Here is a 26,227-nt window from a genome sequence, read left to right as displayed (position 1 = left end):
CCCCGAGCCGTCCATCCCGGTCGGTGGTCCGCCTTCAGAAACGGATCACGCGAGAGACGGGACTGGGTGGGTGGAGACGCCGGACGATGATCAGCTCGCGCCCATCGCCCCGCTCGACGACGATTCCGCACCGAAAGACGGTCACGCCACCGGCACCTCGGAAAGGGGAACCCGACCGGCGGGTCAGGAGACGGCATTTCGCCGGGTGATACGGCGGGTGAGCCGCCTGAAGACGGCCATGGTTCTCGCCTGTGCTGCGCTGGTGCTTCTGGTCACCACCTTTGTGGTGCTGGCGCGGGGCCTGAGCTTTGCCTATCGCCCGCAGATCGAATCTCTGGTTTTCCTCCTCGACTTCGTCGTGCTCCTGCTCCTTGGGGCCGCGGTGATTATCCGTGTGGGGCGCATGCTGGCCGAAAGACGAACGGGGCTTGCCGGTGCCCGGCTGCATGTCCGTCTGATCACCCTGTTCGGCGTGGTGGCTGTCGCCCCCACCGTGGTGATTGGCGGTCTCGCCGCGCTGTTCTTTCATTTCGGCATCCAGATATGGTTCTCGAACCGGGTGAATATCGCGCTGACCGAAGCCCGTGACGTGGCAGCGGGTTATCTGCAGGAGCATAACGACAATATCCGGACCGAGGCGTTCGCCCTGGCCAACATCATCATCACCGCCAATAACGACGAGATGTACCGGCGTGGCGTCGATCTGATGCGTGATCCGGGGCAGCTCGGCATGATGCTGGATGTCGAGGCCACGGAGCGTGGTCTGAACGAGGCCGTGGTGTTCGACTCCTACACCAACAAGGTGGTCGCCTCAGGCGGTCTGGCGGCCCTGCAAGGCAAGCAGCTTGCCTTGCCGCCCAAGGATGCCACCACCCTTGCGCGGACCAATGACGTTGCCATTCTGGACAGTCCCGATGAACGCACCGTGCGCGCTGTGGTCAGTCTGGGCCCCAGTTCGGGATTGATGCTCGTCATCACCCGCCCGGTCGATGCCAAGATTCTGGAGCATATGCGTCATACTGACGCTGTGGTCTCCGAATATCAGAGGCTGAACGCCCATCGCTCGGCCATTCAGGTCAGCTTTGTGCTCATCTTTGCGCTTCTTGGCCTGCTCGTGCTCAGCATCGGCATGTTGACCGGGCTCGTATTGGCCAAGCAGATCACCCAGCCTCTGGGTCTGCTGATTCTTGCTGCACGGCGCGTGAGCGAGGGCGATCTCAGTGTACGCGTGCCAGAGGCGAAAGGCCGTGATGTCCGCCGTGATGACGAGGTCGGTACCTTGTCCCGCGCCTTCAATCGCATGACCGATCAGCTTTCCACACAGCGTACGGAACTGATGGTCGCCTATGAACAGATCGATGAGCGGCGTCGCTTCACCGAGACCGTGCTATCAGGTGTTTCTGCCGGGGTGATCGGCCTCGATGCCGGTCAGGTGATCGAATTGCCCAATCGTGCGGCTTCGCGCCTGTTGCAGCGCGACCTCGATCAGGTGATCGGCCAGCCCTTGCGCGAGATGGTCCCCGAGTTCGGTGGCATGCTCGACCAGGTCCGTGCCGAGCCCGACAAGGCCCATACAGCCGAAATCCAGATCGATGCCCCTGAAAAGAGCGTGGTGCTCGGTGACGGGCCGAGCGTCGGCAGTGCTGGCCGTACCCTTCTGGTTCGCGTGGTGGGTGAGCAACGGAGCGATCATTCGGCGGGCTATGTCGTTACCTTCGACGATATCACGGCGCTTCTCGCTGCGCAGCGCAAGGCCGCCTGGGCCGATGTTGCGCGCCGCATCGCTCACGAGATCAAGAACCCTCTGACACCCATCCAGCTTTCCGCCGAGCGGCTCAAACGGCGCTTCATGCGGGAGATCAGCACCGATCCCGAGACATTCGGGCAATGCGTCGATACGATCGTGCGCCATGTGGGCGATATCGGTCGCATGGTGGATGAATTCTCGTCTTTCGCCCGCATGCCGCAACCGGTGCTGCGGGATGAAGACCTGTCGCGCCTGGTTCGTGAGGCGCTCGTGCTGCAGCGAAACGCCCATCCGGAAATTCTGTACGACACGACAGAGATGCCCCCCAGAGGCCCGATCGTCCATTGCGACCGCCGGCTGATCGGCCAGGCCCTGACCAATCTGCTGCAGAATGCGGCCGATGCCGTCGCCATGGCGGCCAAAGAGCGTGAAGAGGCCCGTCTTGCTGCCGAAGGTTTCGGGAGCGATCCTTATGGCGTGCAGGCGGATCAGTCCGTGGGTGCGCATTTGGGAGGGGGGAATGCCCAGACGCAGAGCGAGGGACGGGCGATGCTCGGTTCCATTCGCGTGGTGCTGATCGTGACCGCCACCGAGGCGGCAATTCAGGTGATCGATGACGGGATTGGTTTGCCATCTGTTGACCGCCACCGCTTGACGGAACCGTATATCACGCACAAACCGAAAGGGACGGGACTCGGGCTGGCCATCGTCAAGAAGATCATGGAGGATCATGCAGGTGGGATCAGGCTTGAGGATCGACCCGATGGTCAGGGAACCGTCTCGACGCTTACCCTGCCTGTGCGCGATCTCTTTTCCGGGCATGTGGAAGCGAGCAAGGAGCAATGAACGTCTGATGAGGAATGCGCATGGAGCATGAAATCCTGATCGTCGATGACGAGCCGGATATCCGGCTTCTCATTGAGGGCCTCCTTCGGGATGAAGGTTATGAAACCCGTGTCGCGGCAAATTCGGATCAGGCTCTGGCAGCATTCCGGGCACGTCGCCCGTCCCTGGTCATTCTCGATATCTGGCTGCAGGGATCGCGTCTGGATGGCATAGACCTTCTCAAGACGATCAAGGCGGAAGAGCCCGGCCTGCCTGTTGTCATGATTTCTGGCCATGGCACCATCGAAACAGCGGTGTCGAGCCTGCAGCATGGCGCCTATGATTTCATCGAAAAGCCCTTTCAGGCTGATCGGTTGATCGTGGTTGTTCAGCGCGCGCTTCAGGCGGCACGTCTGGAGCGCGAAAACGCCGAGCTTCGCCTTCGCTCCGGCAATGAAACACTTCTTTTCGGCGAGGGTCCCGGCATCAGTGCCGTGCGTGGCCAGATCGAGCGTGTCGCCCCCACCAATTCACGCGTTCTGATCACTGGGCCGGCAGGTTCGGGCAAGGAAATCGCGGCGCGGATGGTTCATGCCCGCTCGAGGCGTGGAACGGGGCCTTTCATCGCCCTCAACTGCGCGACCCTGGCGCCTAACCGGTTCGAGGAAGAGCTTTTCGGGATCGAGGGACAGTCGGACGGGGTCATGCGCCGTACCGGTGTTCTGGAGCGCGCCCATAAGGGAACGCTGCTGCTCGATGAAGTGGCGGATATGCCGCTCGAGACCCAAGGCAAGATCGTGCGCGCCCTACAGGATCAGACATTCGAACGTCTGGGCGGGTCGACGCGCGTCAAGGTCGATGTGAGAGTGATCGCCACCACCAATCGCGATCTGCAGGGTGAAATTGCGCTCGGGCGGTTTCGTGAAGATCTCTATTACCGTCTGGCCGTGGTACCTTTGCGCCTGCCATCCCTGCGTGAGCGCCGCGAGGATATCCCGTCTCTCGCCCAGCATTTCCTGCAGCGTTACGCCGAGAATGCGGGTCTGGCCCCGCGCGAGCTTTCGGTGGATGCGCTGGCTGCACTGCAGTCCTATGAATGGCCCGGAAACATCAGGGAGTTGCGCAACCTCATGGAGCGCCTCCTGATCATGATGCCTGCAGGGCAGGATCTCATCAGGGCAGATATGCTGCCCAATACGGTGAGCCAGGGCGCGCCCTCGATGACGCGTCTCGATGCAGGTGCCGATGTAATGGCCCTGCCTCTGCGCGAGGCACGCGATCTGTTCGAAACCCAGTATCTTCAGGTTCAGCTTCTGCGTTTCGGGGGCAATATCAGCCGGACCGCCAATTTTGTCGGCATGGAACGCAGCGCGCTCCATCGCAAGCTCAAGCAGCTTGGTGTGACTCCTGAAGACCGGACGTTATGAGTCTGGAAACCGGATTTCAATAAAGATAAGATAAGTGCCGCAAAGCCGGAGGCGATCCGTCGCGTTGATCTCTCACCCCCGGATCAGGGGCACCTTACCAGAACCCGAAAAGAAGAAGAGCAATCTTGGCCAGAGCAAATCCCACCCCGTCGACCCAGAACGTCCCATATGCTGAGTTCCCGCAGGAGGAGAGCGTACAGGACCTTTTTCTCCAGCACCTGCAACAGCATGGTCTCCCGGTGACCGTGTTCCTCGTCAATGGCGTCAAGCTTCAGGGCGTCATACCCCGATTTGATCATGAGACGATCATTCTCCGTCGTGACGGCCACACGCAGCTTGTCTACAAGCATGCCGTAAGCACGATCATGCCCGTCGCCCCCCTGGCACTTTTTGCCCCTGACGGCGATATGGGTCTGTAACGTCAGGAGTTTCCAGCAAACGTGTCAGTGACGACCAGTACGACGCCCCCCGCAACCCGCGCTGCGGTCATTCTTCCCTGGACCAAGCCGACTCCCGGCGACGAGTTCCGGGCCGCCGAGGCGAGGCTTGAGGAGGCTGTCGGGCTGACATCGTCTATCGGGCTCGTTGTGGTGCGTCAGGCAGTGCTCGCCATAAGGGCGGTGCGGCCTGCAACGCTTTTCGGCAAGGGGCAGGTAGAGCAGCTCGCGGAGCTGGTGCAGGATAACGACGTCAAGGTCATGATTGTCGATGCCAAGCTCTCTCCGGGGCAGCAACGCAATCTGGAAAAGGCTCTCAACTGCAAGGTGCTCGATCGCACCGGGCTCATTCTCGACATTTTCGGTGCCAGAGCCGCAACGCGTGAAGGCGTCCTCCAGGTCGAATTGGCGCATCTCGAATATCAGCGTTCGCGCCTTGTCAGGCTTTGGACCCATCTCGAGCGCCAGCGCGGCGGCTTCGGGTTTCTGGGCGGTCCGGGCGAGACGCAGATCGAAGCAGATCGCCGCATGATCGACGAGCGTCTGGTACGTTTGCGCAAGGACCTGGATCAGGTACGCCGTACGCGTGGCCTGCATCGTTCCGCGCGCAAGAAGGTGCCATTCCCCGTTGTGGCGCTGGTGGGGTACACCAATGCGGGAAAATCGACGCTCTTCAATGCTCTGACCGGATCAGCCGTTCACGCGCAGGACCAGCTTTTCGCGACACTCGACCCGACCATGCGCGGTTTGCGCCTTCCTTCGGGGCGTCGTGTCATTCTCTCCGACACTGTGGGGTTCATCAGCGAACTGCCTACAGAGCTTGTGGCCGCTTTCCGTGCCACGCTCGAGGAAGTTGCCGAGGCCGATATCATCCTGCATGTCCGTGACATCGCGCATCCTGACAGTGCCGCGCAGCGCGCAGACGTGATCAACGTGCTCGATGGCATGGTGCGCGATGGCATGCTCGACGAAAACTGGCCTGAGAGAACGATCGAGGTTCTGAACAAGGCCGATCTGATCGGTGGAATTGAAGCCGTTCCACGCCATCCGGGCTGCGTGGCGATTTCGGCCATGACGGGTGAAGGATTGCCAAATCTCTATTCCATGCTCGACCAGCATATGACGGCGTCGATGAGCCTGACGCGCGTCAGCCTCGATATCAGCAACGGGGCGGCTCTTGCCTGGCTGTATGAGCATGGCGAAGTGCTCGAACGTCTCGACAGGGAGACAGAGATCACGCTCGATGTCCGCCTTTTCGAGCAGGACCGGTCACGCTTTGGCCAGCTCTACCCGGATTGCCTTGTATCTGCCTGAAATCCTCATGATACTGGCTTTCGAAAGAGCGACTGTCGTTCTTCGGGAGGGGCGTATTGATCAAGGGTGAGGACATCACGGTCAATGAACCGCCATCGGTGATTGATCGCCGTCTTCTAGAAGACCTCGCGAACATCGCCCGTGATGCGGCGACGCGGATCATCATGCCGCGTTTCGGCAGGCTTTCGGAGGGCGAGATCCGGACCAAGACCTCGCCATCGGATCTCGTCACTGTTGCTGACCTTCTGGCCGAGGAGTTTATCGCAAATCGTATCCGGCGCCTGCTGCCGGACGCTCTCCTTGTGGGGGAGGAGCGCTGCAGCGCTCATCCGCATCTGATTGATGAGGCAGGCAAGGCTCCCCTCGCGGTGACGATCGATCCGATCGATGGCACAGCAAATTACGCCGCAGGGTTACCCGTTTTCGGCGTCATGCTCGCCGTGCTTGACAGGGGTATTCCCGTAGCAAGCGTCATTCATGATCCGGTGACCGGATCGTGCGCTCTTGCCCTGCGTGGCGAAGGGGCGTGGCTGGAGGACGATACGGGCAGCATCACGCCACTTCGCGCAGCATCTCCGTTCGCCTCGATCAGGGAAGTGACGGGAAAGATTGCCTGGCGCACCCTGCCCTTGGGCGATACTGCCCTGGCCGACCATAATCTGCGGTCGATGACCGGTTTGTGGGATCTGCGTTGCGCTGCACATGAATATCGCATGGTCGCCTCAGGTCATGGTCACGTGCTGGCCTATAGCCGTACCTGCCTCTGGGATCATTGCCCTGGATGGCTTCTCATGCACGAGGCCGGCAGCTATGGCGCACGTCTGAATGGTGCCCCTTATCACGCGGCTGTACCGGGCCGGGGACTACTCTATGCCCCTGACCGGAATTCCTGGGAGATGATCCATCAGGCCCTTGCCCTATCTTCATGACAGATAGTCAAGTAACCGTGTAGATAGAAACCTGAATTACATGAAAACGTTTCCGGATATAGAACAAAGGAGACGTTTTATGGCCGTTCAGGACCCGGTACTTTACGCAGTTTGCGACGGGGAAAAAGCCCGCTTTCTGCGCTATGATGGCCAGCAGATGCGTACCATCCAGCGCTTTGGTGCCCATGACAAGGGAGCCGACGCCGCTGGCGATGTGGCATCCATCAAGGAGCCCCGTTCCGACCCCAAGGTGCAGGTCAAGGAACGCTTTGCACGGCAGATTGCAGAAGAAATCGACTCTGCCCTGTCATCCAACGCCGCCCTCGAAGGACTGATTCTGGCAGCCGCACCCCATGTGCTCCATGATATCCGTGAGCATCTCTCCAAGGCCACCAGCAAGAAGCTGATCAAGAGCGAAAGTAAGGATCTGACGAATATCCCCGATCAGGATCTGCTGTCCCATTTTGACCGACCTGCTACGGGCTGGCCAAAACCCTGATTGCGTATCCGGGCATGCTGCATGGAGACGGGGAGGAATCTTCCCGTCTTGCTCCACGAGATGAACTGGTCTGAGTTATAACCTCACAGATTCGAGTGGAACGGCGCCCAAGGCTTGATCAGCGCCATTCGGACGGAATGGCGTATTCCTCCCATTCCAGCTTGTTCGTCGCACGCAGGTCATAGTGCCCGTAGGGATGCGAAGAGAGATATCCGAGTCGTGATCGGATATGATGATGGGCGTTCCGGGCGCTTTTCTCGAGCACAAATCCTGAATCCCGTCGGTCATCAGACATGAGAATCTGGCCATCTTTCTCGTAAAGATAGGCAGTCTCCTCCCCGATTTTCGCTTCCAGCAGCAGCTTGCCAGCAAAATGCCTTATTTTGACGAGCGGATGGGCCATGCTTCCTCCGTAAAGGTCACGGCCGATGAACGCCTTTTTCTCAATGTCATAGCATAGCAGATGTCCGTGAAAACCAAGCGGCGCATCAGCAAAATGCTGTCGGGCCCTCTGGCTGCGCTGCTCCTGATCCAGTGCCTGGCCGAATCGGAGATAGAGCAGGGGAAGATTCCGGCAGGTCAGCGCCTGTTCGAAAAATCCTGCTTCTGAAAGCCGGTGTGAAAGACGGGCCAATTCCCAGACACGCCCGAAGATGGGCTTGAGATTATCGTGCTGATCGATGGCTCGCGCTGTGAGCGCCTGGAATGCCCGCCTCGGATGTTTGGGGGTATTCCGACGAATCAGAACCTCCAGGTTGAGCAGACTCGTACGCCGTTCCTGTGAAAATGTGCGGACAACATCCCGACGTGTGCCGTTGGCCAGCGCTGTCATGACGCGGCGGAATTTATGGCGTCCCTTATAGGCCTGCGGAATCTCATGCTCGGTGTGGAAGCTTTTGATCATCGTGATGTCGCGATCTGGCAGCTTCGCAGCGATCAGCTCTGCATGATAGCAGTCGAGCTTGTGTTCCGGATCATAGGTGATGAACACCCTGCCACCCACATCCTCCGGAGCGATATGCATGCCTTTCATTGAGTCGGTGAAATAATCCCGAACATAGCGTTCCTCGATCCAGCATAGGTCCGGATCGAGGGAATATTTGGGCACCATGGCGAAAACGGAGGTGGCCTGAAGGCGACGTGACCATTTCAGCGCTGGATGAGCGCCCATGGAGAAACCCATGACCACGCGATTGGTATAAGCAGCCAGTTTTTCATTGATGAGCGCGATAACCCGGTCGGTTTCAGGCGAAATGAACCAGTCCTGCTTCTTGGTGCATATTCCGATGCTTTTGATGTTGTTTACCCGCAGCGGTGCCTGGGCATAGAATTCTGTAGTGGCATGTGGGCAATGATCGGCTGCACCGAAAGTGATGACAGCGTAATCGCTGTCGCCGTCTGTCTCGTGGACGACCAGATCCTCGCCTTCATAGATAACAGCCATCACATCCCGCCACAGAAACAGAGGAGACGTTAGCTACCGGTCACGAGGGGGCTAAGAAAGTAATTTTGAATTGCACATAACTTTGTAATATTTACGTGAGATACATCGTTAGTGGGACGTTGCATTCCTGTTACAGAATATGGATATCTGGCTACGGTTTTGAGCGCGTGCAATATAGTAGCGAAGCGCTGTATCGATGCGGTGATCTTATCGAAAAAACGTTACATTTTCGGGCTCAAGCCCCTGTGCTCGAGGCGGAAAGACTCGGTCGCGTCTAAGCAAGGTAACTCGAAACGGATAGCCGGTATCGGTGGCCGGAGAAGCAGATCAGGCGCTTCGATCTAATTTTCCCGGGGAGTTATGCTGAGGCCCTGGGTTGCTGAATGGCATGCGTTGAGCGGGATTATTTTTATAATGCGTAACGGATTACGCGCACGTGGTGCCCCACAAGGAATCTGAGCCGACGCAAAAATTTTTTGGAATGCCGCGATGTCAAAGGGGCGTTCTCCAGGGTGACAAACGACCTGACGATGACCCGGCTGGGCCACCATGATCAATACGAACTGCCTGGAAACGCTCTGTATGGCCTTCGCAGCCTGCAGACTTCAAAGCGATGAAGGCTGGACGAAGAGGCCGCTTTGGAAACGTCATGGGCATGGATTTGCACGCGGCGTACAGGAACGGCAAACCGTGCAGCTTCCTCGCGAGAGTCACCTCGATCGGAAATCAAGCAGATGTCGAAGCCCTGCGTGACACTTCTCCTGCGGTCACAACGGCATTTGTCCGACCGAGGATATGACCCTGACTGCTTCCGAAAATGACTGGAAGAAGGAGCGATGGTACTCCGTATGGAAACTGGAACTCGCGCACGAGGCCGTCCCGTCACCACAGGTGTGGGTAACGGCGACGTCAACGCGTTGAAAGTATGTCCGGCAGTCTCAAAGACTGGCACCGTAGCTCCAGACGCTCGGACAGAGGCCCGATCTCGCTCCTGTCGTTTGTTTGCTGTGCTGTGATCCTCATGTCTGGTCGTAAGTCCTAAGCTGTAGAACAGGCAAATCATGCGGGGCCGGGATCAGGCTTGACGGATCGGCGGGCTCAACGGGATTACCGCGTGATTATCGAAATAGCAGATCGGTGATATACTGACTGATCCAACTGGCGCTGTAGAATTTCATCATGAGACTGACCCTTCACACAGATTACGCTCTGCGCGTCCTGCTATTTCTGGGAATGAACCAGGAAAGACGGGTGTCGATACACGAAATCGCTACATGCTACGGCATATCGGAAAATCATCTCGTCAAGGTCGTCCACAAGCTCGGACAGGGAGGCTTCATCACCACCTTGCGGGGCAGGGGGGGCGGTCTCGTTCTTGCAAGACCGACAGCCGAGATCTCGATCGGTGAGGTAGTCCGCTTCACCGAGGAAGATCTCGCTCTGGTGGCTTGTGAGCAGTCGGGCCAGTTCTGTCTGCTCACAGGTGCCTGCCGTCTACAGGGTGTACTGGGTCAGGCGCTTGGGGCATTCATGGCGGTCCTCGACAATCAGAGCCTTGCCGATCTGCTCGCTCCACCTGAATTCGCCAGCCTGGCGGAGCGTTTGCAAAATTCACATCGACAGTAACGGTTCGTCAGATTGTTCAGCGATCAGCCCATGGCGTCGGCTGTGCAATCCTTCGACCCGAACGTCGATCGAGCGCCCCTGTAACTTGCCAACGATTTTCTCGAGAATATCGACCGAGGTGATATCCCAGAACGTGGCATCCGCCACATTGATCTCGACCGTTTTAGCAGCTGTCTGGAAATCCACCGCGTCATAGAGCATGTCCGCTGAGGCAAAGAAAACCTGCCCGTGAACCGTGTAGAGGTCGAGCGTTTCGCTGCGCTTTGCCTCGATGCGGAGCATGCCCATGGCCCGCCAGGCGAAGAAAACCCCGCTCAGCAGCACACCTACCGCCACGCCCGCTGCCAGATCATGGGTCGTGACTGTCACGACAACGGTGATGATCATGACGAGGCTGGATAGTTTGGGGTGGCGCATCAGGTCACGTAGCGATCCCCAGGCGAAAGTGCTGACCGATACCATGATCATGATGGCAACCAGTGCCGCCATGGGGACCTGGGCCACATAGCTGTGCAGCAGCACCATCAGGATCAACAGGAAGGCCCCGGCGGTGAACGTCGAGAGACGCCCTCGACCACCGTAGCGCAGATTGCCGACCGTCTGGCCGATCATGCCGCAACCCGCAATGCCGCCGAACAGCCCGACCAGAATATTGGAAATACCAAGGCCCGTGCATTCCATGCGCGGCTCACCATGGGTGTCGGTATGGTCATCCACCACACCCGCCGTCATGAGCGATTCCAGCAAACCGACCGAGGCCATGGCCAGCGCATAGGGCAGGACGATCTCGAAGGTCTCAAGAGTGAGCGGTAGGTGGGGCAAGGTGAGGAACGGCAATCCGGTTGGCAGCGCCCCCAGATCGGCCACCGTATGAACCGGCATTGGATGCCAGATGGTGATCAGGGTCAGCACGACAATGCAGATCAGGGGTGAGGGGATTGAAGTCGTCAGGCGTGGCAGCAGATAGATGATGGCCAGACCCAAGGCGATCAGCGCGTAGGTATGCCAGGTCACGTGCAGCATTTGCGGCACCTGGGCCGAAAAAATCAGAATGGCCAGTGCATTGACGAAGCCAGTCTGCACTTCCTTGGAGACAAAGCGCATCAACACATGCAGCCGCAGCAGGCCAAATAGGATCTGCATGGCACCTGCGATCAGCGTCGCGAGAAACATGTACTGGATGCCGTGATGATGGACCAGCGCCGCCGCAACGAGCGCAACAGAGCCCGCCGCACCCGAGATCATGCCGGGTCGGCCGCCCGTTATGGCAATCGCCACGCTGATGACGAATGACGCGTAGAGCGACACCGCAGGGGACACACCGGCAATATAGGAAAAGGCGATGACTTCAGGGATCAGGGCGAATGTGCCCACCATGCCAGCCAGCACCTCGCGCAGCGGGCTGAATGCCCACTGTGCACGATAGGTCGAGAGGTTCAAGAGACGAGTCCTTTTCTGAGCGAATGGTTCGAAAGCGTTCTCGTCGTATTCCGGCCCGACGCGGCAATGGTGTTCTGAAACTAGAAAGAGCTGTGCCCGATCGCAAGAGGCTGTGCTGAAGAATGCGCTCTGACTTGTCGGGTTCGTATCGAAGTGCGCTTTCCTCGTGCCGGTCTGGACAAGGCGCGGTCGCCATATGGCGGAGGTTTCGCGTTCCCGAGAGGCTCCCTTTGGACCGCAGGAAAGAATCTCGTCGAAAGGGGCTAGACGCCGCGCCCGCATTTCTCTAAATCGGGCATCGCTGTGTGGCGGATGTAGCTCAGTTGGTAGAGCGCCGGTTTGTGGTACCGGTGGTCGCGGGTTCGAGTCCCGTCATTCGCCCCAGCATTTCCTGAAAAATTGGATGACACGTCAGGGACGTCACGCGCCCCGCGTAGCAATATCGCCGGATGTGCGCCGAAGGCCCAAACAGGCCCCCGGCTCTGCCTAAGCGTCACATTCGGGCGTAGATATCATCCAGTCGCACGATATCGTCCTCGCCCAGATAAGGGCCTGACTGCACCTCGATAAGCGTGAGCGCAATCTTGCCGGGATTGGCCAGACGATGGGTGCAGCCCAGAGGCAGATAGACACTTTCATTTTCACGCACGATGATTTCAGCGTCGTCACGCGTGACGACCGCTGTACCCGCCACAACCACCCAGTGTTCCGCACGATGGTAATGCTTTTGCAGTGACAGGACCTGCCCCGGATCGACATGGATGCGTTTGACCTGGAAACGGTCCCCATGGATCAGGCTCTCATAAAAACCCCAGGGTCGGTACATGCGGTTATGGGTTGTCGCTTCGACGCGCCCGGCGTCGGTCAGGCGCGAGACCATTTTCTTGACGTCCTGGGCACGATCGCGGTGGGATACCATGACTGCATCTTCCGTCACGACCACGACCAGATCGTCTACCCCCATGACTGCGGTGACAGCGCCATCCGAGCGCACGTAGCAATTGCGTGCGGTATCCAGAAAGACATCACCGGAAATGACATTGCCTTCGTCGTCCTTGGGGCTAATTTCCCAGAGGGCATCCCAGCTACCGATATCCGACCATCCGAAACTGGCGGGCACAACCGCAGCATGATGCGTGCGCTCTGCCACGGCATAATCGATTGAGATATCGGGTGAGCGATTGAACATGTCTGGATCGAGGCGCTCGAAATCGAGATCGGACCTGCGCTGCGCCACGGCCTTGGACACATGCGCATGAATATCCGGCTCGAACGTCGCGATCTCGCGCAAGAGGATATCGGCTCGGGCGACGAACATGCCGGAGTTCCAGGAATAACGTTCATCCTGAACCAGCGCCGTCGCGCTTTCCAGGTCCGGCTTTTCCATGAAACGCGCCACATGAAAGGCGCCGGGTACATCGCTCAGGGCGTTCCCGCGTTCAATATAGCCATAGCCTGTTTCGGCCTTGCTGGGCTGAATGCCGAAGGTCGCGATATAGCCTTGTGCCGCGGCATCGACAGCTGTGCCGAGCGTATCGAACAGACCCGCAAGGTCGGTGATCGCCGCATCGGCTGCCATGACCCACAGAATTGCTTCCGGTGCCTGTTCCGCGACAAGGAAGGCCGCGGCGGCGATCGCCGGGGCGGAATTGCGCGCTGAAGGTTCGAGCAGGATGCGGGCTTCATCGATTCCGGCCTCACGCAATTGCTCGGCAATGATGAAGCGATGGGCTTCGTTACAGACCACGATCGGTTGGCCCAGCCCCGCCGCCTTGCCACGCAGCGCCGTCTCTTGCAGCAAGGTGCGCTCGGTCAGAAGAGGCCAGAACTGCTTGGGAAAGCTACTGCGAGAAACCGGCCAGAGCCGACTGCCGGAACCGCCGGACAGGATCACCGGGATGATTTGATGCGGAGTGATCAGGGCAGATGAAGACAAGGCATGATCCAATATAATGTCCCGGAAGAAAAGCGAGGGTTCGGGACTGGGGATTAAAGGGGATCATAGAGCCCTTGTTCTAAAAATCCACGGCGTATGCAGACCGGATCGGAGACGGGCCTCTGCACAACCATGGAGAGGCGATATGCTCAGCCTTGCCAGGGCCTGACGTATTCCACACCTATCGTCAGAAGTTGCGCGGCTCGTTCGGGTGTCTCCGCTTCGACATAGACCCGTAATTCGGGCGCATTGCCGGATGGGCGGAGATGGACGATATCGCCTCGCTCGAACACAACCCGTAAACCATCGGTCTCGTCGTATCGGGTGACAGGGCCGCAAAGGGCTGTGAAGGGTTCGAAAACACCCCGTCGGGACAGATCCTCCTTGAGGATCGCAATATTCTCGGTGCTGCGTGTTGTTGGCAGTGGGGCAAGCCTGTCGCTCAGGGTGAAGCGAGCGGGCAGGGCATCGAGGAGAGCTATCAGATCGCCACTGTAATCCTGTGAGGCAACGAGAGCGCAAAGCATGGGGAGCACGGCATCACGAGTCGGTAGCGCATCAAGGACATGACCCTCGCGCTCTGCCGATGTCGCCAGAAGAAAACCGCCATTGGCTTCGTAACCGACCGACGGGCTGTGGCCAGCATTCGCCGCCTCGGTCATGCCCGCCACAACAAAAGGCGAGCCGATACGCGTGCGCCGGATGACTGACGCGAAGGCAGTTTTTTCGAGAGCGGTGTTGCTGTTGATCGGTGTGGTGACCGCCTGAGCACGCAAAAACCGTGCCGCCACGATGCCCAGCACATCGCCTCGCAACCACTGGCCCCGCTTGTCTGCCAAGAGAGGGCGATCGGAATCTCCATCCGTTGTCAGGATTGCATCGAAGCCTCCGGTCGCGGCCCAGTCACGCGCCAGAGCGATGTCCTCTTCACGCACGGCTTCGGTATCGACCGGCATGAAGACGTCGGACCGGCCAAGCGCTGTGACCTGCGCGCCCAATGCCTCAAGGATGGTAACGAGGATATCACGGCCCACTGCCGAATGCTGATAGACGCCAAGGCTCATCCCGTTCAAAGCCGTGGCGCCGAAAAAATTGCGGTAGCGCGCGATGTAATCGGGAAGCACGTCGACGGTTTCAGCCTGGGGAAAATCGCGGATCAAGGCTCCTTCTGCATTGAACCAGCCCTCAGGCAGTATGACAGAATGCTGTCTCATCCCGGCCTCGTCCTCCTTGAGGAATTCTCCCCGTGGCCGGTTGAACTTGATGCCGTTACGATCGGCGGGAATATGGCTTCCTGTCACCATCAGCGAGGGAATGCCGCGTGCATAGGCGTAATTGCAAAGCGCGGGAGTAGGCACAGTGCCGCAGGAGAGCGGTATGCCGCCCGCATAGCGCACAGCCGCTGCGCAGGCCCTCAGAATGCGAGGTGTGCTGGGGCGGAGATCGCCGGCCAAAGCCACATCGTCGCCAGGATGGTAAGCGCCGAGATCTGACAGATGCTTCAGATAGCCGAGCGTGTAGGCGAAGCACACGGCATCGGTCATGGCGGTGACCAGACCGCGTGCACCACTCGTCCCGAAAGCGACCCCGGAGCGTGTCATCCAGTCAGCGATCAGCATGGTAAATCATCCATTCAGGCCTATGTCTACGCCAGTGGTTCTACGATCGAGGAGGAGAGAACCTGCAAAAGCGGAGGACATGAAAAACGCGCCTCATGATCTGTCCTGACAGGTCATGAGCAGGAATAGGATTATCCCTTTATGAGCCAGTTCATCGGGGCGAGGCAGACAGAATTTATCTCACACACGTCCGTAGCCAAAGCTGTCTCGAGCTCTTGGCGCAAGACGGCAGCACTTCCAGCCACTCTCTCCCATATCGGGGGTGTTATCGTCGGCAGCCGGTGTCAGATAGCCATTGGGCAAAAGAACATAATGCGCGATATGCAGTTCTGGCCCTTTCAGGAAGACATTCCGCCAGATCTTGCCACCCACGGTATATTCCTTGAGCGTCCATGTTCCATCCAGCGTATCGGCACGGTTGAACATCATGTCCTCCGCCCAGAAGGACTGGCGATGCAGGCGATAACGCCCCGATGTCGCAGTCGGTGCCCCATCCAGAACCAGTTCGATCGATATGTTGCCCTGGGGTGTGGGTAACGGATTGAACCCGTACCAGTCACCGAAGACCGGACCGCTCGGGTCAGTGCACCCACCAAGGGGGGCGATCAGCGACAAAGCCAGCAATGAGCCTGCAAGATGGGTCAGGGTTCTGAACGGGCGGGTCATGGGCGGGATCCGTGGGCAAGGGGCGCCGCGTCGCAAGACGAGGCAAAAAGTCGGGCAAGTCCGTCTTGTAGGGGAATAGGCGCGAAGCCCAGCCTTGTTGTCATAGGCGCGACCGGGAACGCCTTGTCTTCGAGCAGCCGTCTGATCTCGGCGCGTCCGATCGAGGGTAGGCCGGGCAAGCGGGCCGCGAGCGGTGCGAGGAATTCCAGAATGCCCCCTGGCACCGGCAGGAAAACCCTCTTGCCCAAACCGGCAGCTGCAAGAATAGCCTCGATAAAACCGCGATAACTCACAGCCTGCGGACCGGCAATCACAAGTGATTCAGGTCCGATGATCTGTCCCGACGCTGCGAGGCTGAGGGCGGCAATCACGGCGCGCGTCACATCGTCCTGATAGATTGGTTGAACCAGCGAACGCCCCCCATTGGGCAGGGGAATGACCGGCAGGCGCTTCAGCAGCGCTGCCAGACGCTGGACGTTATCTTCCCCCTGTGCCCCATAGATCATGGTCGGGTGCAGGATCATGCCCTTGCGGCCCGAGGCCAGTAGGGCAGCTTCACCTGCTAGTACGCCATTGCCATGGGCATCAGGCCAGCGGGTAAATTTGCGCGTGCTGCCGAGGGCAATCAGACAGGCGGTCTGAGGAGCCGCATCGAGAATGGCCGGTATGGAGCGCGCATGGGCCGTCGAGACAATGCGTGTGGCATCGGCCAGAGCCGTCGCAAGCGCGCACGCATCCTCGAGATCAGCCACGCGTGCGGATGTGCGAAGATCGTCCGGCAGCTTCTCCGGCGCGCGAATGACAGGAATGACCGTCTCGCCCTCTGCCATCAGAGCGCGTGCGATCGCCTGACCCGAACGGCCGTTCGCCCCGATGAGATGGACCGGTGACGCCATGATCAGTTCAACGTCGAGGAGAGGATGGGTGGAGAAGACCAGGCTGCGCGCATGGCCGGGTCTTTTGCCAGCGGTGCGCTCAAGTTCTTCAAGTTCTCGCCGTTGAGTTTGACTGGCGGATGGAAGGAAAGGGTAATGCTCCGTCCGGTGGGAGCTTGCAGGAATTCCGGCAGGGCGCTGAGCCCCGGTACTTTTTGCACAAGCAATGCGGCAGGAAGCGCCATCATCTGCTTGAGATCCGAAAGGGACTGGTTTCGTTGTGCGGCGATACGAGTCATGAGCGTGTCCAGATTGCCGCCATCGTCGCGATAGGTCAGATCGGTCGAGATCAGGGCGGGCTTATGGGTGGCATCGCTGCTCTCCAGATTATCCATGGCGATCCGGCCTTCGAAAGCGAAGGATTTCGGGGTCATCGCCGCGAAGACGATTGTGCTCAGCTTGGTCGTGGTGTCTGTAGTGATGTTCTGGGTCATCACGTCGATATGGGTGACCGGCGGAAGGAGCAGTGACAGTGGCGATGCCGGGCTGAGGCTGAGCAGGGTCGTGCGCGCCTCGCCCCGGGTCTGGATGACGGTTCCTTCCGTCCAGCGCCGCGCCTCACTGGTCTCGCTGCTGATCCGGGCACCGAGCAGCGTCACGGCGACGCCTTTGGTTTCAGCGCGTGCAGGGGTTTCCTGCACATCCTGCAGCGAGGCGAGATGGTCGGGCGAGGGATTGCTCGCGAATTGCTCCCACCAGCCGACATAACGCGCATAGCGTGTGCCAGTCTCGTGCATGTCCCTTATATCGAGCGCCAGTGCTGCGGCGGGTTGGCGGATTGCACGAGAAAGCGCCAGGGCCGGCGTACTGTTGTTAGAGCAGGAAGCATGGCCTTCATGGAGGCTCCCTGCATTACCGTCGTCATGGCCATAATTATCGAGCGAAGCATAGCCGATATTCAACGTGCAGCCCTGCTCGTGAACCAGCGCAATGTCATGGATCTGGCCATGCCGAAACCGGATCTGTGAGGCAGGGGGCAGGGTGACGATATCGCGTTTCTCGCGGCTGAAAGGCGGTAGCAGCAGCTTCTTGAGCGTTACTTCACCGATGGTCCCACTGACAGGCCCCTGAACCGTCACATGATCAGCATGGATCTGGGAAAAGCTTAGCCCTGTTGCCAGATAACCTGTGGGGTTGTTGATGGTGAGATGCCGTGCGGAGAGGACAAGATCACCCTGTATGAAGCGGGCATTCTCGAAACCGGCACCGCGCGCCAGAAAGCGCGGATAGGCTTGATCATATTCGAAACGTGAATCGGGCGGCAGGTTGGCCCGCAGGCTGGCCAGAGCGCGCTGCAGCTCTGCCCTGGATTCGTGGCGTACCCCGATAGCACCCAGACCGATGACAACAAGGCACAGGCCTGTGGCAAGCAAGGGTCTTTTCACGTCAGATCATCCTCTTGAAACGGCCTCAATCGACTGGCCGCATGTTAGTCCGGCTTTGCAACAGGGACAATCTCATGCATTTTCCATGCGGTATCTTGATACCGATATGCGAAAAATGGCGGAAAACAGCCATTTTTCGCATGGTGACAAGAGTCGAAAAAGCTTGACCTGTGAGCAAACGCGCCCCATAAGGCGCCCCCAATACCAACACATGTTGCTGGATCAGTCAGAATCATGAAGACCACACTTTCGTTGAAGCCTGCAGAGGTGACGAAAGGCTGGACCCTGATCGACGCCGAAGGGCTCGTTCTTGGCCGCCTCGCCACCATCATCGCGACCCGCCTGCGCGGCAAGCACAAGCCCCAGTACACCCCGCATGTCGATTGCGGCGACAACATCGTCGTGATCAACGCCGAGAAGATCGTCCTGACCGGCAACAAGGTGGGGCAGAAGCTGTTCCATTACCACACGGGTCATCCCGGTGGCATCAAGGAGCGCACCATCACGCAGCGCCTCGAGGGCAAGAACCCCGGCAGCGTGATCGAGAAGGCTGTCGAGCGTATGATCACGCGCGGCCCTCTGCAGCGCGCCCAGATGAAGCATCTGTATGTCTATGCCGGCGACAAGCACCCGCATGAAGGCCAGCAGCCGGTCAAGCTGGATGTTGCGTCCATGAACCGCAAGAACACCCTCAATGTGATCGAGGCCTGAGAGATATGTCTGAAACTCAAGAGCGCACAGGTACGCTTCAGGACCTCGCCGGTATCGCTCCTGCCACGCAGGCCGCACCGGTTCACGAAGTCAAGCGCGATGCACAGGGCCGTTCCTATGCAACGGGTCGTCGTAAGGACGCCACGGCTCGCGTATGGGTCAAGCCGGGCAAGGGTGACATCATCGTCAACGGTCGTCCGGTCACGACGTACTTCGCCCGTCCGGTTCTGCGCATGCTGATCACGCAGCCCTTCCTGCTGACTGATCGCTACAACCAGTTCGACGTGTATTGCACGGTCAAGGGCGGCGGTCTGTCCGGCCAGGCTGGTGCAGTGCGTCACGGCATCTCGCGCGCCCTGACCCATTATGACCCCGCTCTGCGTGGCATTCTGAAGGTTGCAGGCTTCCTGACCCGTGACAGCCGCGTTGTCGAGCGCAAGAAGTACGGCCGCGCCAAGGCACGTCGTTCCTTCCAGTTCTCCAAGCGCTGATCACCGGTGGGGCCTTGGCCCCACTGGCTTCAGGGTTGCGAAAAACCCCGCTCTCGAAAGAGGGTGGGGTTTTTTGTTTTCTGCATCCGGGTTGAGGCCTTCGGCCGTCTCTGGCCGCTTATTGAGTCGAGGCATCACAAGGCAGCCCCTTCCTGCGGCAGGCATCGGAACAGTATCGAACCTGCTCCCAGTCGCGTGCCCATTTGCGGCGCCATGAGAATGGTCGATGACAGACAGGACACATCTTTTCCGGCAAATTGGCCTTATCCGGTCGGGGCGCCACACGTCCCTTGCCACGTCCCATGATATCCTTGCCCCCACACGCATAAATCTGAGCCTTGGAGGCACGCTCCTGCCTGAGCAGTGACATGGCTTCGGCTCTGCCTGCTATGATCGACACGAATGCTGGCATCAGGGGCCTCCCAGCTCGAAACATCAGCATTCGGAATCTTAACGCCTCGGGCCAGTCGCGTTTCCTCCGGCGGGAGCGGCTCTCCACACACCGGCGATCGACGCGTCAGACCGCTCTCTCCCGCAAGGAACCCGGTCACGCTTCGCGCGCTTGCCAGAGCACGTCCATGACGATCACGCAAATGCGAGGAAGCGCCCATGCCCTTTATCACTGCCAGCGACGACACAAGGCTGCATTACCGCGAGGAGGGGCAGGGCCGGCCTCTGGTCATGATGCATGGCTGGACGTTCTCCGGACGCTTTTTTCATCGAAACGTGCCCGCTCTGGCGGAGCATGCGCGTGTCATCACCCTCGATCTCCGTGGGCATGGTGAATCCGACAAGCCGGATCACTCTTATCGCATTGCCCGTCTTGCGGCAGATCTGCGCGACCTTCTGCAGGCGCTCGATCTCGACGATGTCACGGTGCTGGGCTGGTCCATCGGTTGCCCGATCATCTGGTCCTATCTCGAGCTCTTCGGCCCTGTGCGTTTGCGCGATGCAATCTTCGTGCAGCAGACACCGCGACAATATTATTCTTCCGAATGGAAGCATGGTCATGCGGCCTGTTACGATCAGGCGGGCCTCGCCGAGACCATTCAGAAACTCACCCTGACGCCTGATGCGTTCGACCGTCAGAATCTGGCCGATTGCTGTGCCTCCGAGCTGCCAGAAGAAGAACGTGCCATGCTCCTGTCCGAGATGGCCAAGAGCCCCGCCCATGCGCGAGCGGCGATGATGGAGGATCATACGGTCCATGACTGGCGTGATGTCCTGCCCCATTTGAAGCTGCCCGCCCTCATGATGGTTGCCGAGAAGGACGCGGTTCTGGTGCCGGAGGGGCCGAGTTGGGTGGCGCAGAACATGCCGCAATGCAGAGAACTGCGTTTTTCGGCGAGTTCGCACATGCTGTTCATCGACGAAACCGAGAAATTCAATTGTGCCGTTCTGGAGTTCATCGCATGACCGGAAGCTTTCCTTTCCGTTTCGGGGTCAACGAATTCACCACACAGCCTTGGTCCTTCGAGGAGGACGTTGCGCATTATGCGTCGCTTGGCGTCGATGCCATCGAAGTTTGCGAGGCCAAGCTCGACCCTTCGCGTGCGGCCGCGCAGATGGAGCTGGCGTCTCAGTCAGGTCTGGCAATCAGCGCCGTGCAGCCACGCATACGCACATTTTTCGGCAGCAGGATGGCGCCTCAGCCAGAAGCTGTCGAGGCGCGTGTCGACGCCTTCGCGCAGAGCCTGAAAACGCTCGCTCCCCATGCCGAGGGCGCATCCTTCGTCATGAACACGGGGGCGCCGCATGACGGGAACATGCAGCGCTGCCTCGATGAGACGGTGCATTATCTGCGCCGCCTTGCACCTCTCGCCGCCGATCTTGGGGTCAAGATCGCCATCGAGCCGCTCAATCCCACCTCCATCAATGTCGAGACGGCGATCTGGACTATCGATCAGGCACTCGATCTGCTGGATGCCGTCGGTCATGCGTCCTGTGGGCTGTGCCTCGATTACTGGAATATCTGGCAGCAGCCGGATTGCAGTGCGGCCATCCGTCGCGCCGGGCACCGTATCTTTGTGGTCCAGGCCAGCGACTGGCGCACGCCGCTTTCAGGCATGGACCGGATTGTTCCCGGCTCGGGTGCCATTCCGCTTGGCCCGTTGCTGCATGCCACATGGGAGGCCGGGTTCCGGGGTGTCTGCACGCTCGAAATCTTCTCTTCAGATGTGCCGGACAGCCTGTACGACCAGGATCTTGAAGACGTGATACGCCATTCGAAACAGGGGCTACGCCGCGCCTGGGATGATCACGCGGCTAAAGCGCTTCGGGCAGCGTGAAACTGGCGCGCCTCTCACTGTAGCGGTCAACCAGATAATCGGCGCGGTCGCGGGTCAGAAGGGTGAATTTCATGAGCTCCTCCATGACGTCGACCACCCGGTCATAGAGTGTCGAGGGGATCATGCGGTCATTCTCGTCGAACTGCTTGTAAGCCATCGGTACGCTGGACTGGTTGGGGATGGTGAGCATCCGCATCCAGCGTCCCAATACACGAAGGGCGTTCACACTGTTGAAGCTCTGGGAGCCGCCGCAAACCTGCATGACGGCAAGCGTACGTCCCTGCGTGGGGCGAATGGAGCCGAGTTCGAGCGGCAACCAGTCTATCTGGTTCTTGAAGATTGCCGTGATCGTGCCGTGGCGTTCCGGACTGCACCAGACATGACCTTCCGACCATGAGGACAGAGCACGTAATTCCTGCACCTTGGGGTGCGTATCAGGCACAGTGTCAAGCAGTGGCAGATCCGCCGGGTCAAAGATACGGGTCTCGGCGCCCAAGGCGGTCAGGATGCGTTCGGCCTCCTCTACGAGCAGACGGCTGAACGAGCGTGGACGCAGCGAGCCGTAAAGCAGGAGGATGCGAGGCCTGTGAGCAGCATGATCTGCCGGTTCAAGGCGCGACATGTCGATCGGCGGAAGGTGACGGGAATCGAAGAGGCTGCTGTCCGGCACTAGAGAAACCCTTTCATAAAATGCGTGCCCCCAAGAGTTCATCCCTCGGGCTTGGCCCCCATGCAGCACGGGCGTAGGCCAGAGAGGATGGGTGTCGAGAGATCAGGACGCCCGGCGCAACACTCGGCCAGCATGAACTGCATCAACGCCTCGAGCTGAATCAGCGCCGCACGATAGGTGATTACCCTTCCCTGACGTTCCGAGGTCAGAAGCCCTGCGCGTTGCAGGATCGACAGATGGGTCGAGATGGTATTCTGGGGCTGGGTCAGAGTCTGTGCGATTTCCCCCGCCCTTAATCCTTCCGGCTCGTGCTGGATGAGAAGCCGGAAGATCGCCAGTCGCGAAGGCTGCGACAGCGCAGAGAAGGCGGCCAGGGCGTCTGAATTATCCATATATCCAGAATAACAGATATATTGAGCGAAGCAAGCAGCGAGGAAGTCATATTGTTCTGGTCTGAGCCGAAGGGGCCTCGATGAGAGCAAAGGGGCGACGGGGAACTGTTCCCTCGCCCCTTTGCCTCCCCGTATCAAAAGGAAGGATCGGGGTGTGTGCTCAACCGTTGATGATGGTTCCGCCATTGACGTGTAATGTCTGGCCAGTCACGAAGGAGGCATCTTCACTCGCCAGATAGACATAGGCCGGGCCGAGCTCGGACGGATCGCCACATCGATCCATCGGCACCGAACTGGCCAGAGCCGAGACCTGTTCCGGGTCTATGGGACCCCAACTGGCAGGCTGGAGGGGTGTCCAGACCGGCCCCGGAGCGACGGCATTGACGCGGATGCCTTTTTCCACCAGTTCGAGCGCCAGGGCGCGGGTGAACCCCATCTCGGCGGCCTTGGTGGTAGAATAGGCCAGCAGCCCGGCGCTTCCGCGATAGGCATTGATCGACGAGGTATTGACGATGGCGCTTCCCTTGTTGAGATGGGGCAGGGCGGCACGCGTCAGATAGAAATAGCCATTGATGTTGGTATCCATATGACGCTGCCATTCCTCGTCGGTAATGGTTGCGCTGTCCTGATTGACGACCTGCCAGCCCGCATTATTGACCAGAACATCCAGCCCACCGAAGGCTTCGACAACCTGGCTGACAGCCTCGTTACAGAAATGGCTGGAGCGGATATCGCCTGAGAGGGCGAGGGATCTGACCCCCTCGGCTTCGATGAGTCTCTTTGTTTCATCAGCGTCATCATGCTCCTCGAAATAGAGGATCGCGACATCCGCCCCTTCACGGGCAAAATGCAGGGCAGCCGAGCGCCCGATGCCGCTATCGCCACCACTCACGATTGCCTTTCTGCCTGCAAGCTTGCCGCTGCCGCGATAGTTTGCCCTGATATGGGTTGCGAGAGGGCGCATCTCTTTTTCGATACCGGGTTGATGGGACTGCGACTGGGGCGGGATCTGCTCTGGCATGGACACTCTCCTGATCGTGGAACATTGTAGGTCCCGATTTCACGGACCTGTGATCAATGCGAGGCGGGAAGGGTCGTTCCTGTCTTTCTGACGTGATCGAGGTTTTGTGATGCATGGCTATTCATTATCGCGAAAAACCTCTGTAGCCGGACCAATGACATAGGTCGCTTTCGTACCGCTCTCTGATGAATTCTCCCTCTGCTTTCTCGCTCGATACCGTTCACCCGGTATCGTTCACCGGGCCTCGTCTCATTTGCCTGGAGCGGCGAGGAAACAATAAGCGGTCATACTCTCGAAGCTGCTACCTGCGAGATACTGGCCTGCACGGGTGGAACCAGTTACAGAGCACACCAGAAGAAGCGGTTATCGATCCCGAGGGCGTGAAAGGTCATGACGGGTTGAGGTCGTCATTCCCCATCGCATTTTCCGGAAGGAACCGCGTGAGAATGAGGGGAGCCCTGCCCTGAAGCTAATGGATGATCCCGATCTTCATCTCGTCGATGAACGCGGGCGGCGGATACGGGCCGCGCGCAGGAATGGCCGGACATGGGTATTCCTCATCCCCGGTCAGATCCGGGCACTCCGCCTTGTCTCCCTGTGTCACGCCAGTAGCGTGATGAAAGACGGAACACCGCGTGGGGTGCTGGTCGGCAAGATGACTCTTTTCGACTCCGATCATACCCTCGCCATTGCCACCCATTGCGAGGCGGATGTGCTCGACGGATGGGGCGATGCAGGGGAGCCGAATGCGCGCTGGACAACAGGGAACGCCATCCTGCCGCTGGGCGAGCGGATCATTGCCGGCCCCGGTGTGTTATCCATCGAGGTTCTGTCCGACGGACCTTTCCTTGCTCTGGACTGAACGTCGGCTCGATTACAGACGAGGCAGTCAGACCCTGCCGGGCTTATTAGGTTGAGCGCAGGGTGTGTGATTGGGAGGCGCACGATCAGGGTCAGGGGCCTGTCGTGACATGACTTTGCGCGCTGCTTCCAGCCGGGCACGACGTTTACGCTGCCAGATCAGGATACCGGTGATTGAGAGCAGGGACGTCACGACACCGCTGAAACAGACGAGGATACGACCGGCCAATCCTGCCAGCCTGCCACTGTGAAACGGGTCCTGGAACTGCAGGATCATATCGCCCAGTCGTCCGTGCGGCGGGAATTCCGACTGAATGATCGCGCCGGTCTCGCGATCAACCGTGATCATCGGGCTGCCGAATCCCGCAGGAAAACTGTCATCGTCGCTGAAAAGATAGAACATCGCGCTTTCGGGTGCCGTACCGAGCAAAAGGGCGGCAGGGCGCGCTGTGACGCCATGCGCCACGACAAAACCATAGGCCCGTGACTCTGCCTCATCCAGGCTCAGGCGATGCGCGCCATTCGGTGATGGCACGGGCGGCACGGGTGCAGCCATAGGGAAGAACGTGCGCACGACCGGCTGGAAAATCTGCGGTCCAAGGGACAGTGCCACCCCACTTACCGCCATGCCAAGCAGGAGGATCCAGAGCCAAAGGCCGAATGCACGATGGATATCGAAAAACAGACGCGACGCAGAGCGGGGGCGCGCAATCAGCCACGCCTTTTTCCAGCCCGGCCAGAAGCCCCGTCGCCAGGGCGGTGTGACCGGGGGGAGGGTGAGCAGAATGCCGTTCAGGCAGTCAAGGCTCCAGACCAGCGCCGTAATACCGACGATCCATAAACCGGTCGGTCCGGCAGCCAGGGAATAATGCACCCGGTAGATGAACGGAATCAGGACGCGTCGCGCCAGACAGCAGCCCTCGGCGACACGGCTACCGAGTTCCTTCGCATCCGAGGGGTCCAGAAAGAACTCATCCGGCAATGTGCGCCCCGCTTTGTCGGTAGCGGGCGAGAGGTAGGCGTGGATCGTCCCGTGCGGCGCGGGGCGATAATCGACAGCGATCAGGGTCTGTCCGGGATGGCGCGACCGTATCGTTTCCACGATTCTGCCCAGAGGCAGGGCCGCACTCTCATGCGCTGTGACGAAGAAATCCGGATTGATCATCCGATCGAGCTCGACGCGAAACACGCTGATGCTCCCGGTCAGCCCGATCACGACGAGAAGCGGTGCCAGAACAAGTCCGACATAGCGATGAAGCAGAAGCATCGAAGGGCGCCCGCGACGCAATGGCCATAGCAGCGCATCGACCTTCGATACGCCGCGTCGTGCCTGCGCTGGGCGCACAGCGTCACGGCGTCCCCTCAGAAGAGACAGGATAGGGTGGCGCACCTTATCGATGAGAGCTGTCCCTTCACGAGAGCTTGAGCACGGCCATCGCTAGAGACTGCGCAAGTGATAGTCAATTGCATTCTGTTGACAGGGAACGGGATGAGGAAGAAGCAGCTTGGAGCTTGGAGCTTGGAGCTTGGAGCTTGGAGCTTGGAGCTTGGAGCTTGGAGCTTG

General features: G+C 59.3%; 24 protein-coding genes and 1 tRNA gene. 13 read left to right on the top strand and 12 right to left on the bottom strand.

The annotated features are described in order from the left end of the window. Window positions 1–238: 238 nt before the first annotated feature. From AA0535_RS05440 to AA0535_RS05415, 6 genes are all read left to right on the top strand, one after another. On the top strand, window positions 239–2,593 hold the full coding sequence (locus tag AA0535_RS05440) for a sensor histidine kinase NtrY-like (RefSeq protein WP_264814920.1): 2,355 nt from the start codon (window positions 239–241) through the stop codon (window positions 2,591–2,593). A gap of 20 nt (window positions 2,594–2,613) precedes the next feature. Then, window positions 2,614–3,999 carry a nitrogen assimilation response regulator NtrX gene (gene ntrX / locus AA0535_RS05435; protein WP_264814897.1) on the top strand — a complete coding sequence of 462 codons (1,386 nt, stop codon included), beginning with the start codon at window positions 2,614–2,616 and terminating at the stop codon, window positions 3,997–3,999. Window positions 4,000–4,124: 125 nt separating this feature from the next. Further along, window positions 4,125–4,418 (top strand): RNA chaperone Hfq, encoded by a 294-nt coding sequence (gene hfq, locus AA0535_RS05430; RefSeq protein ID WP_264814896.1) that lies wholly within the window; start codon window positions 4,125–4,127, stop codon window positions 4,416–4,418. 27 nt (window positions 4,419–4,445) lie between these two features. Next, window positions 4,446–5,750: a GTPase HflX gene (gene hflX / locus AA0535_RS05425; RefSeq protein ID WP_264814919.1), complete on the top strand. Its 1,305-nt coding sequence runs from the start codon at window positions 4,446–4,448 to the stop codon at window positions 5,748–5,750. 56 nt (window positions 5,751–5,806) lie between these two features. After that, window positions 5,807–6,679, top strand: coding sequence for an inositol monophosphatase family protein (locus tag AA0535_RS05420; protein WP_264814895.1), 873 nt, complete (start codon window positions 5,807–5,809; stop codon window positions 6,677–6,679). Between the two features lie 79 nt (window positions 6,680–6,758). Beyond that, complete coding sequence (locus AA0535_RS05415) at window positions 6,759–7,178, top strand: host attachment protein (RefSeq protein WP_264814894.1); 420 nt, start codon at window positions 6,759–6,761, stop codon at window positions 7,176–7,178. A gap of 118 nt (window positions 7,179–7,296) precedes the next feature. Here AA0535_RS05415 and AA0535_RS05410 read toward each other — a convergent pair whose 3' ends face one another. Further along, window positions 7,297–8,622, bottom strand: coding sequence for a hypothetical protein (locus AA0535_RS05410; protein WP_264814893.1), 1,326 nt, complete (start codon window positions 8,620–8,622; stop codon window positions 7,297–7,299). Window positions 8,623–9,801: 1,179 nt separating this feature from the next. On the opposite strand from AA0535_RS05410, the gene AA0535_RS05405 reads away from it, so the two are divergent. Then, window positions 9,802–10,248 carry an RrF2 family transcriptional regulator gene (locus AA0535_RS05405; RefSeq protein WP_264814892.1) on the top strand — a complete coding sequence of 149 codons (447 nt, stop codon included), beginning with the start codon at window positions 9,802–9,804 and terminating at the stop codon, window positions 10,246–10,248. Here AA0535_RS05405 and AA0535_RS05400 read toward each other — a convergent pair. Further along, the gene (locus tag AA0535_RS05400) at window positions 10,234–11,688 is read right to left on the bottom strand and encodes a SulP family inorganic anion transporter (protein ID WP_264814891.1); all 1,455 of its coding nucleotides are present in this window, start codon (window positions 11,686–11,688) and stop codon (window positions 10,234–10,236) included. The two genes, AA0535_RS05405 and AA0535_RS05400, sit on opposite strands and share 15 nt — an antisense overlap. Before the next feature lie 308 nt (window positions 11,689–11,996). Between AA0535_RS05400 and AA0535_RS05395 the strand changes: the two genes are divergently transcribed. Beyond that, window positions 11,997–12,072: transfer RNA gene (locus AA0535_RS05395), tRNA-His, on the top strand. Window positions 12,073–12,181: 109 nt separating this feature from the next. On the opposite strand, the gene AA0535_RS05390 is transcribed toward AA0535_RS05395, so the two are convergent. The 5 genes from AA0535_RS05390 to AA0535_RS05370 form a co-directional block, all read right to left on the bottom strand. After that, window positions 12,182–13,624: a mannose-1-phosphate guanylyltransferase/mannose-6-phosphate isomerase gene (locus tag AA0535_RS05390; RefSeq protein WP_264814890.1), complete on the bottom strand. Its 1,443-nt coding sequence runs from the start codon at window positions 13,622–13,624 to the stop codon at window positions 12,182–12,184. A 149-nt stretch (window positions 13,625–13,773) separates the two neighbouring features. Beyond that, window positions 13,774–15,243 (bottom strand): phosphomannomutase, encoded by a 1,470-nt coding sequence (locus AA0535_RS05385; RefSeq protein ID WP_264814889.1) that lies wholly within the window; start codon window positions 15,241–15,243, stop codon window positions 13,774–13,776. A 180-nt stretch (window positions 15,244–15,423) separates the two neighbouring features. Beyond that, window positions 15,424–15,909, bottom strand: a complete 486-nt coding sequence (locus AA0535_RS05380) for a hypothetical protein (protein WP_264814888.1) — start codon at window positions 15,907–15,909, stop codon at window positions 15,424–15,426. Beyond that, window positions 15,906–16,805, bottom strand: coding sequence for an SDR family oxidoreductase (locus AA0535_RS05375; RefSeq protein WP_264814887.1), 900 nt, complete (start codon window positions 16,803–16,805; stop codon window positions 15,906–15,908). The genes AA0535_RS05380 and AA0535_RS05375 overlap by 4 nt, the downstream gene beginning before the upstream one ends. A 2-nt stretch (window positions 16,806–16,807) precedes the next feature. Then, a complete protein-coding gene (locus AA0535_RS05370; RefSeq protein WP_264814886.1) occupies window positions 16,808–18,229 on the bottom strand; it encodes a hypothetical protein in 1,422 nt (473 codons plus the stop codon). Between the two features lie 234 nt (window positions 18,230–18,463). Here AA0535_RS05370 and rplM point away from each other — a divergent pair, with 234 nt between their 5' ends. After that, window positions 18,464–18,940 (top strand): 50S ribosomal protein L13, encoded by a 477-nt coding sequence (gene rplM / locus AA0535_RS05365; RefSeq protein WP_023977905.1) that lies wholly within the window; start codon window positions 18,464–18,466, stop codon window positions 18,938–18,940. A 5-nt stretch (window positions 18,941–18,945) separates the two neighbouring features. Further along, the gene (gene rpsI / locus AA0535_RS05360) at window positions 18,946–19,431 is read left to right on the top strand and encodes a 30S ribosomal protein S9 (protein WP_023977906.1); all 486 of its coding nucleotides are present in this window, start codon (window positions 18,946–18,948) and stop codon (window positions 19,429–19,431) included. A 118-nt stretch (window positions 19,432–19,549) separates the two neighbouring features. On the opposite strand, the gene AA0535_RS05355 is transcribed toward rpsI, so the two are convergent. Beyond that, the gene (locus AA0535_RS05355; protein WP_264814917.1) at window positions 19,550–19,735 is read right to left on the bottom strand and encodes a DUF2256 domain-containing protein; all 186 of its coding nucleotides are present in this window, start codon (window positions 19,733–19,735) and stop codon (window positions 19,550–19,552) included. Window positions 19,736–20,040: 305 nt separating this feature from the next. Between AA0535_RS05355 and AA0535_RS05350 the strand changes: the two genes are divergently transcribed. Together AA0535_RS05350 and AA0535_RS05345 are read left to right on the top strand one after the other, a co-directional pair. Continuing rightward, window positions 20,041–20,847, top strand: coding sequence for an alpha/beta fold hydrolase (locus AA0535_RS05350; protein WP_264814885.1), 807 nt, complete (start codon window positions 20,041–20,043; stop codon window positions 20,845–20,847). Beyond that, window positions 20,844–21,719, top strand: a complete 876-nt coding sequence (locus tag AA0535_RS05345; protein ID WP_264814884.1) for a sugar phosphate isomerase/epimerase family protein — start codon at window positions 20,844–20,846, stop codon at window positions 21,717–21,719. The genes AA0535_RS05350 and AA0535_RS05345 overlap by 4 nt, the downstream gene beginning before the upstream one ends. Here AA0535_RS05345 and arsH read toward each other — a convergent pair. The 3 genes from arsH to AA0535_RS05330 form a co-directional block, all read right to left on the bottom strand. Further along, on the bottom strand, window positions 21,697–22,389 hold the full coding sequence (gene arsH, locus AA0535_RS05340) for an arsenical resistance protein ArsH (RefSeq protein ID WP_264814883.1): 693 nt from the start codon (window positions 22,387–22,389) through the stop codon (window positions 21,697–21,699). The two genes, AA0535_RS05345 and arsH, sit on opposite strands and share 23 nt — an antisense overlap. Before the next feature lie 38 nt (window positions 22,390–22,427). Further along, the gene (locus AA0535_RS05335) at window positions 22,428–22,781 is read right to left on the bottom strand and encodes an ArsR/SmtB family transcription factor (RefSeq protein ID WP_264814882.1); all 354 of its coding nucleotides are present in this window, start codon (window positions 22,779–22,781) and stop codon (window positions 22,428–22,430) included. 160 nt (window positions 22,782–22,941) lie between these two features. Further along, window positions 22,942–23,802, bottom strand: coding sequence for a glucose 1-dehydrogenase (locus AA0535_RS05330; protein WP_264814881.1), 861 nt, complete (start codon window positions 23,800–23,802; stop codon window positions 22,942–22,944). Window positions 23,803–24,274: 472 nt separating this feature from the next. Between AA0535_RS05330 and AA0535_RS05325 the strand changes: the two genes are divergently transcribed. Next, the gene (locus AA0535_RS05325) at window positions 24,275–24,664 is read left to right on the top strand and encodes a hypothetical protein (RefSeq protein ID WP_264814880.1); all 390 of its coding nucleotides are present in this window, start codon (window positions 24,275–24,277) and stop codon (window positions 24,662–24,664) included. A 27-nt stretch (window positions 24,665–24,691) separates the two neighbouring features. On the opposite strand, the gene AA0535_RS05320 is transcribed toward AA0535_RS05325, so the two are convergent. Beyond that, window positions 24,692–26,053: a PepSY-associated TM helix domain-containing protein gene (locus AA0535_RS05320; RefSeq protein ID WP_264814879.1), complete on the bottom strand. Its 1,362-nt coding sequence runs from the start codon at window positions 26,051–26,053 to the stop codon at window positions 24,692–24,694. Window positions 26,054–26,227 lie beyond the last annotated feature (174 nt).

The organism is Asaia krungthepensis NRIC 0535, from assembly GCF_025995175.1.
Taxonomy (GTDB): Bacteria; Pseudomonadota; Alphaproteobacteria; order Acetobacterales; family Acetobacteraceae; genus Asaia; species Asaia krungthepensis.
Note: the sequence above shows the minus strand (reverse complement) of the source record. Positions and strands in the feature narration are given on the sequence as shown.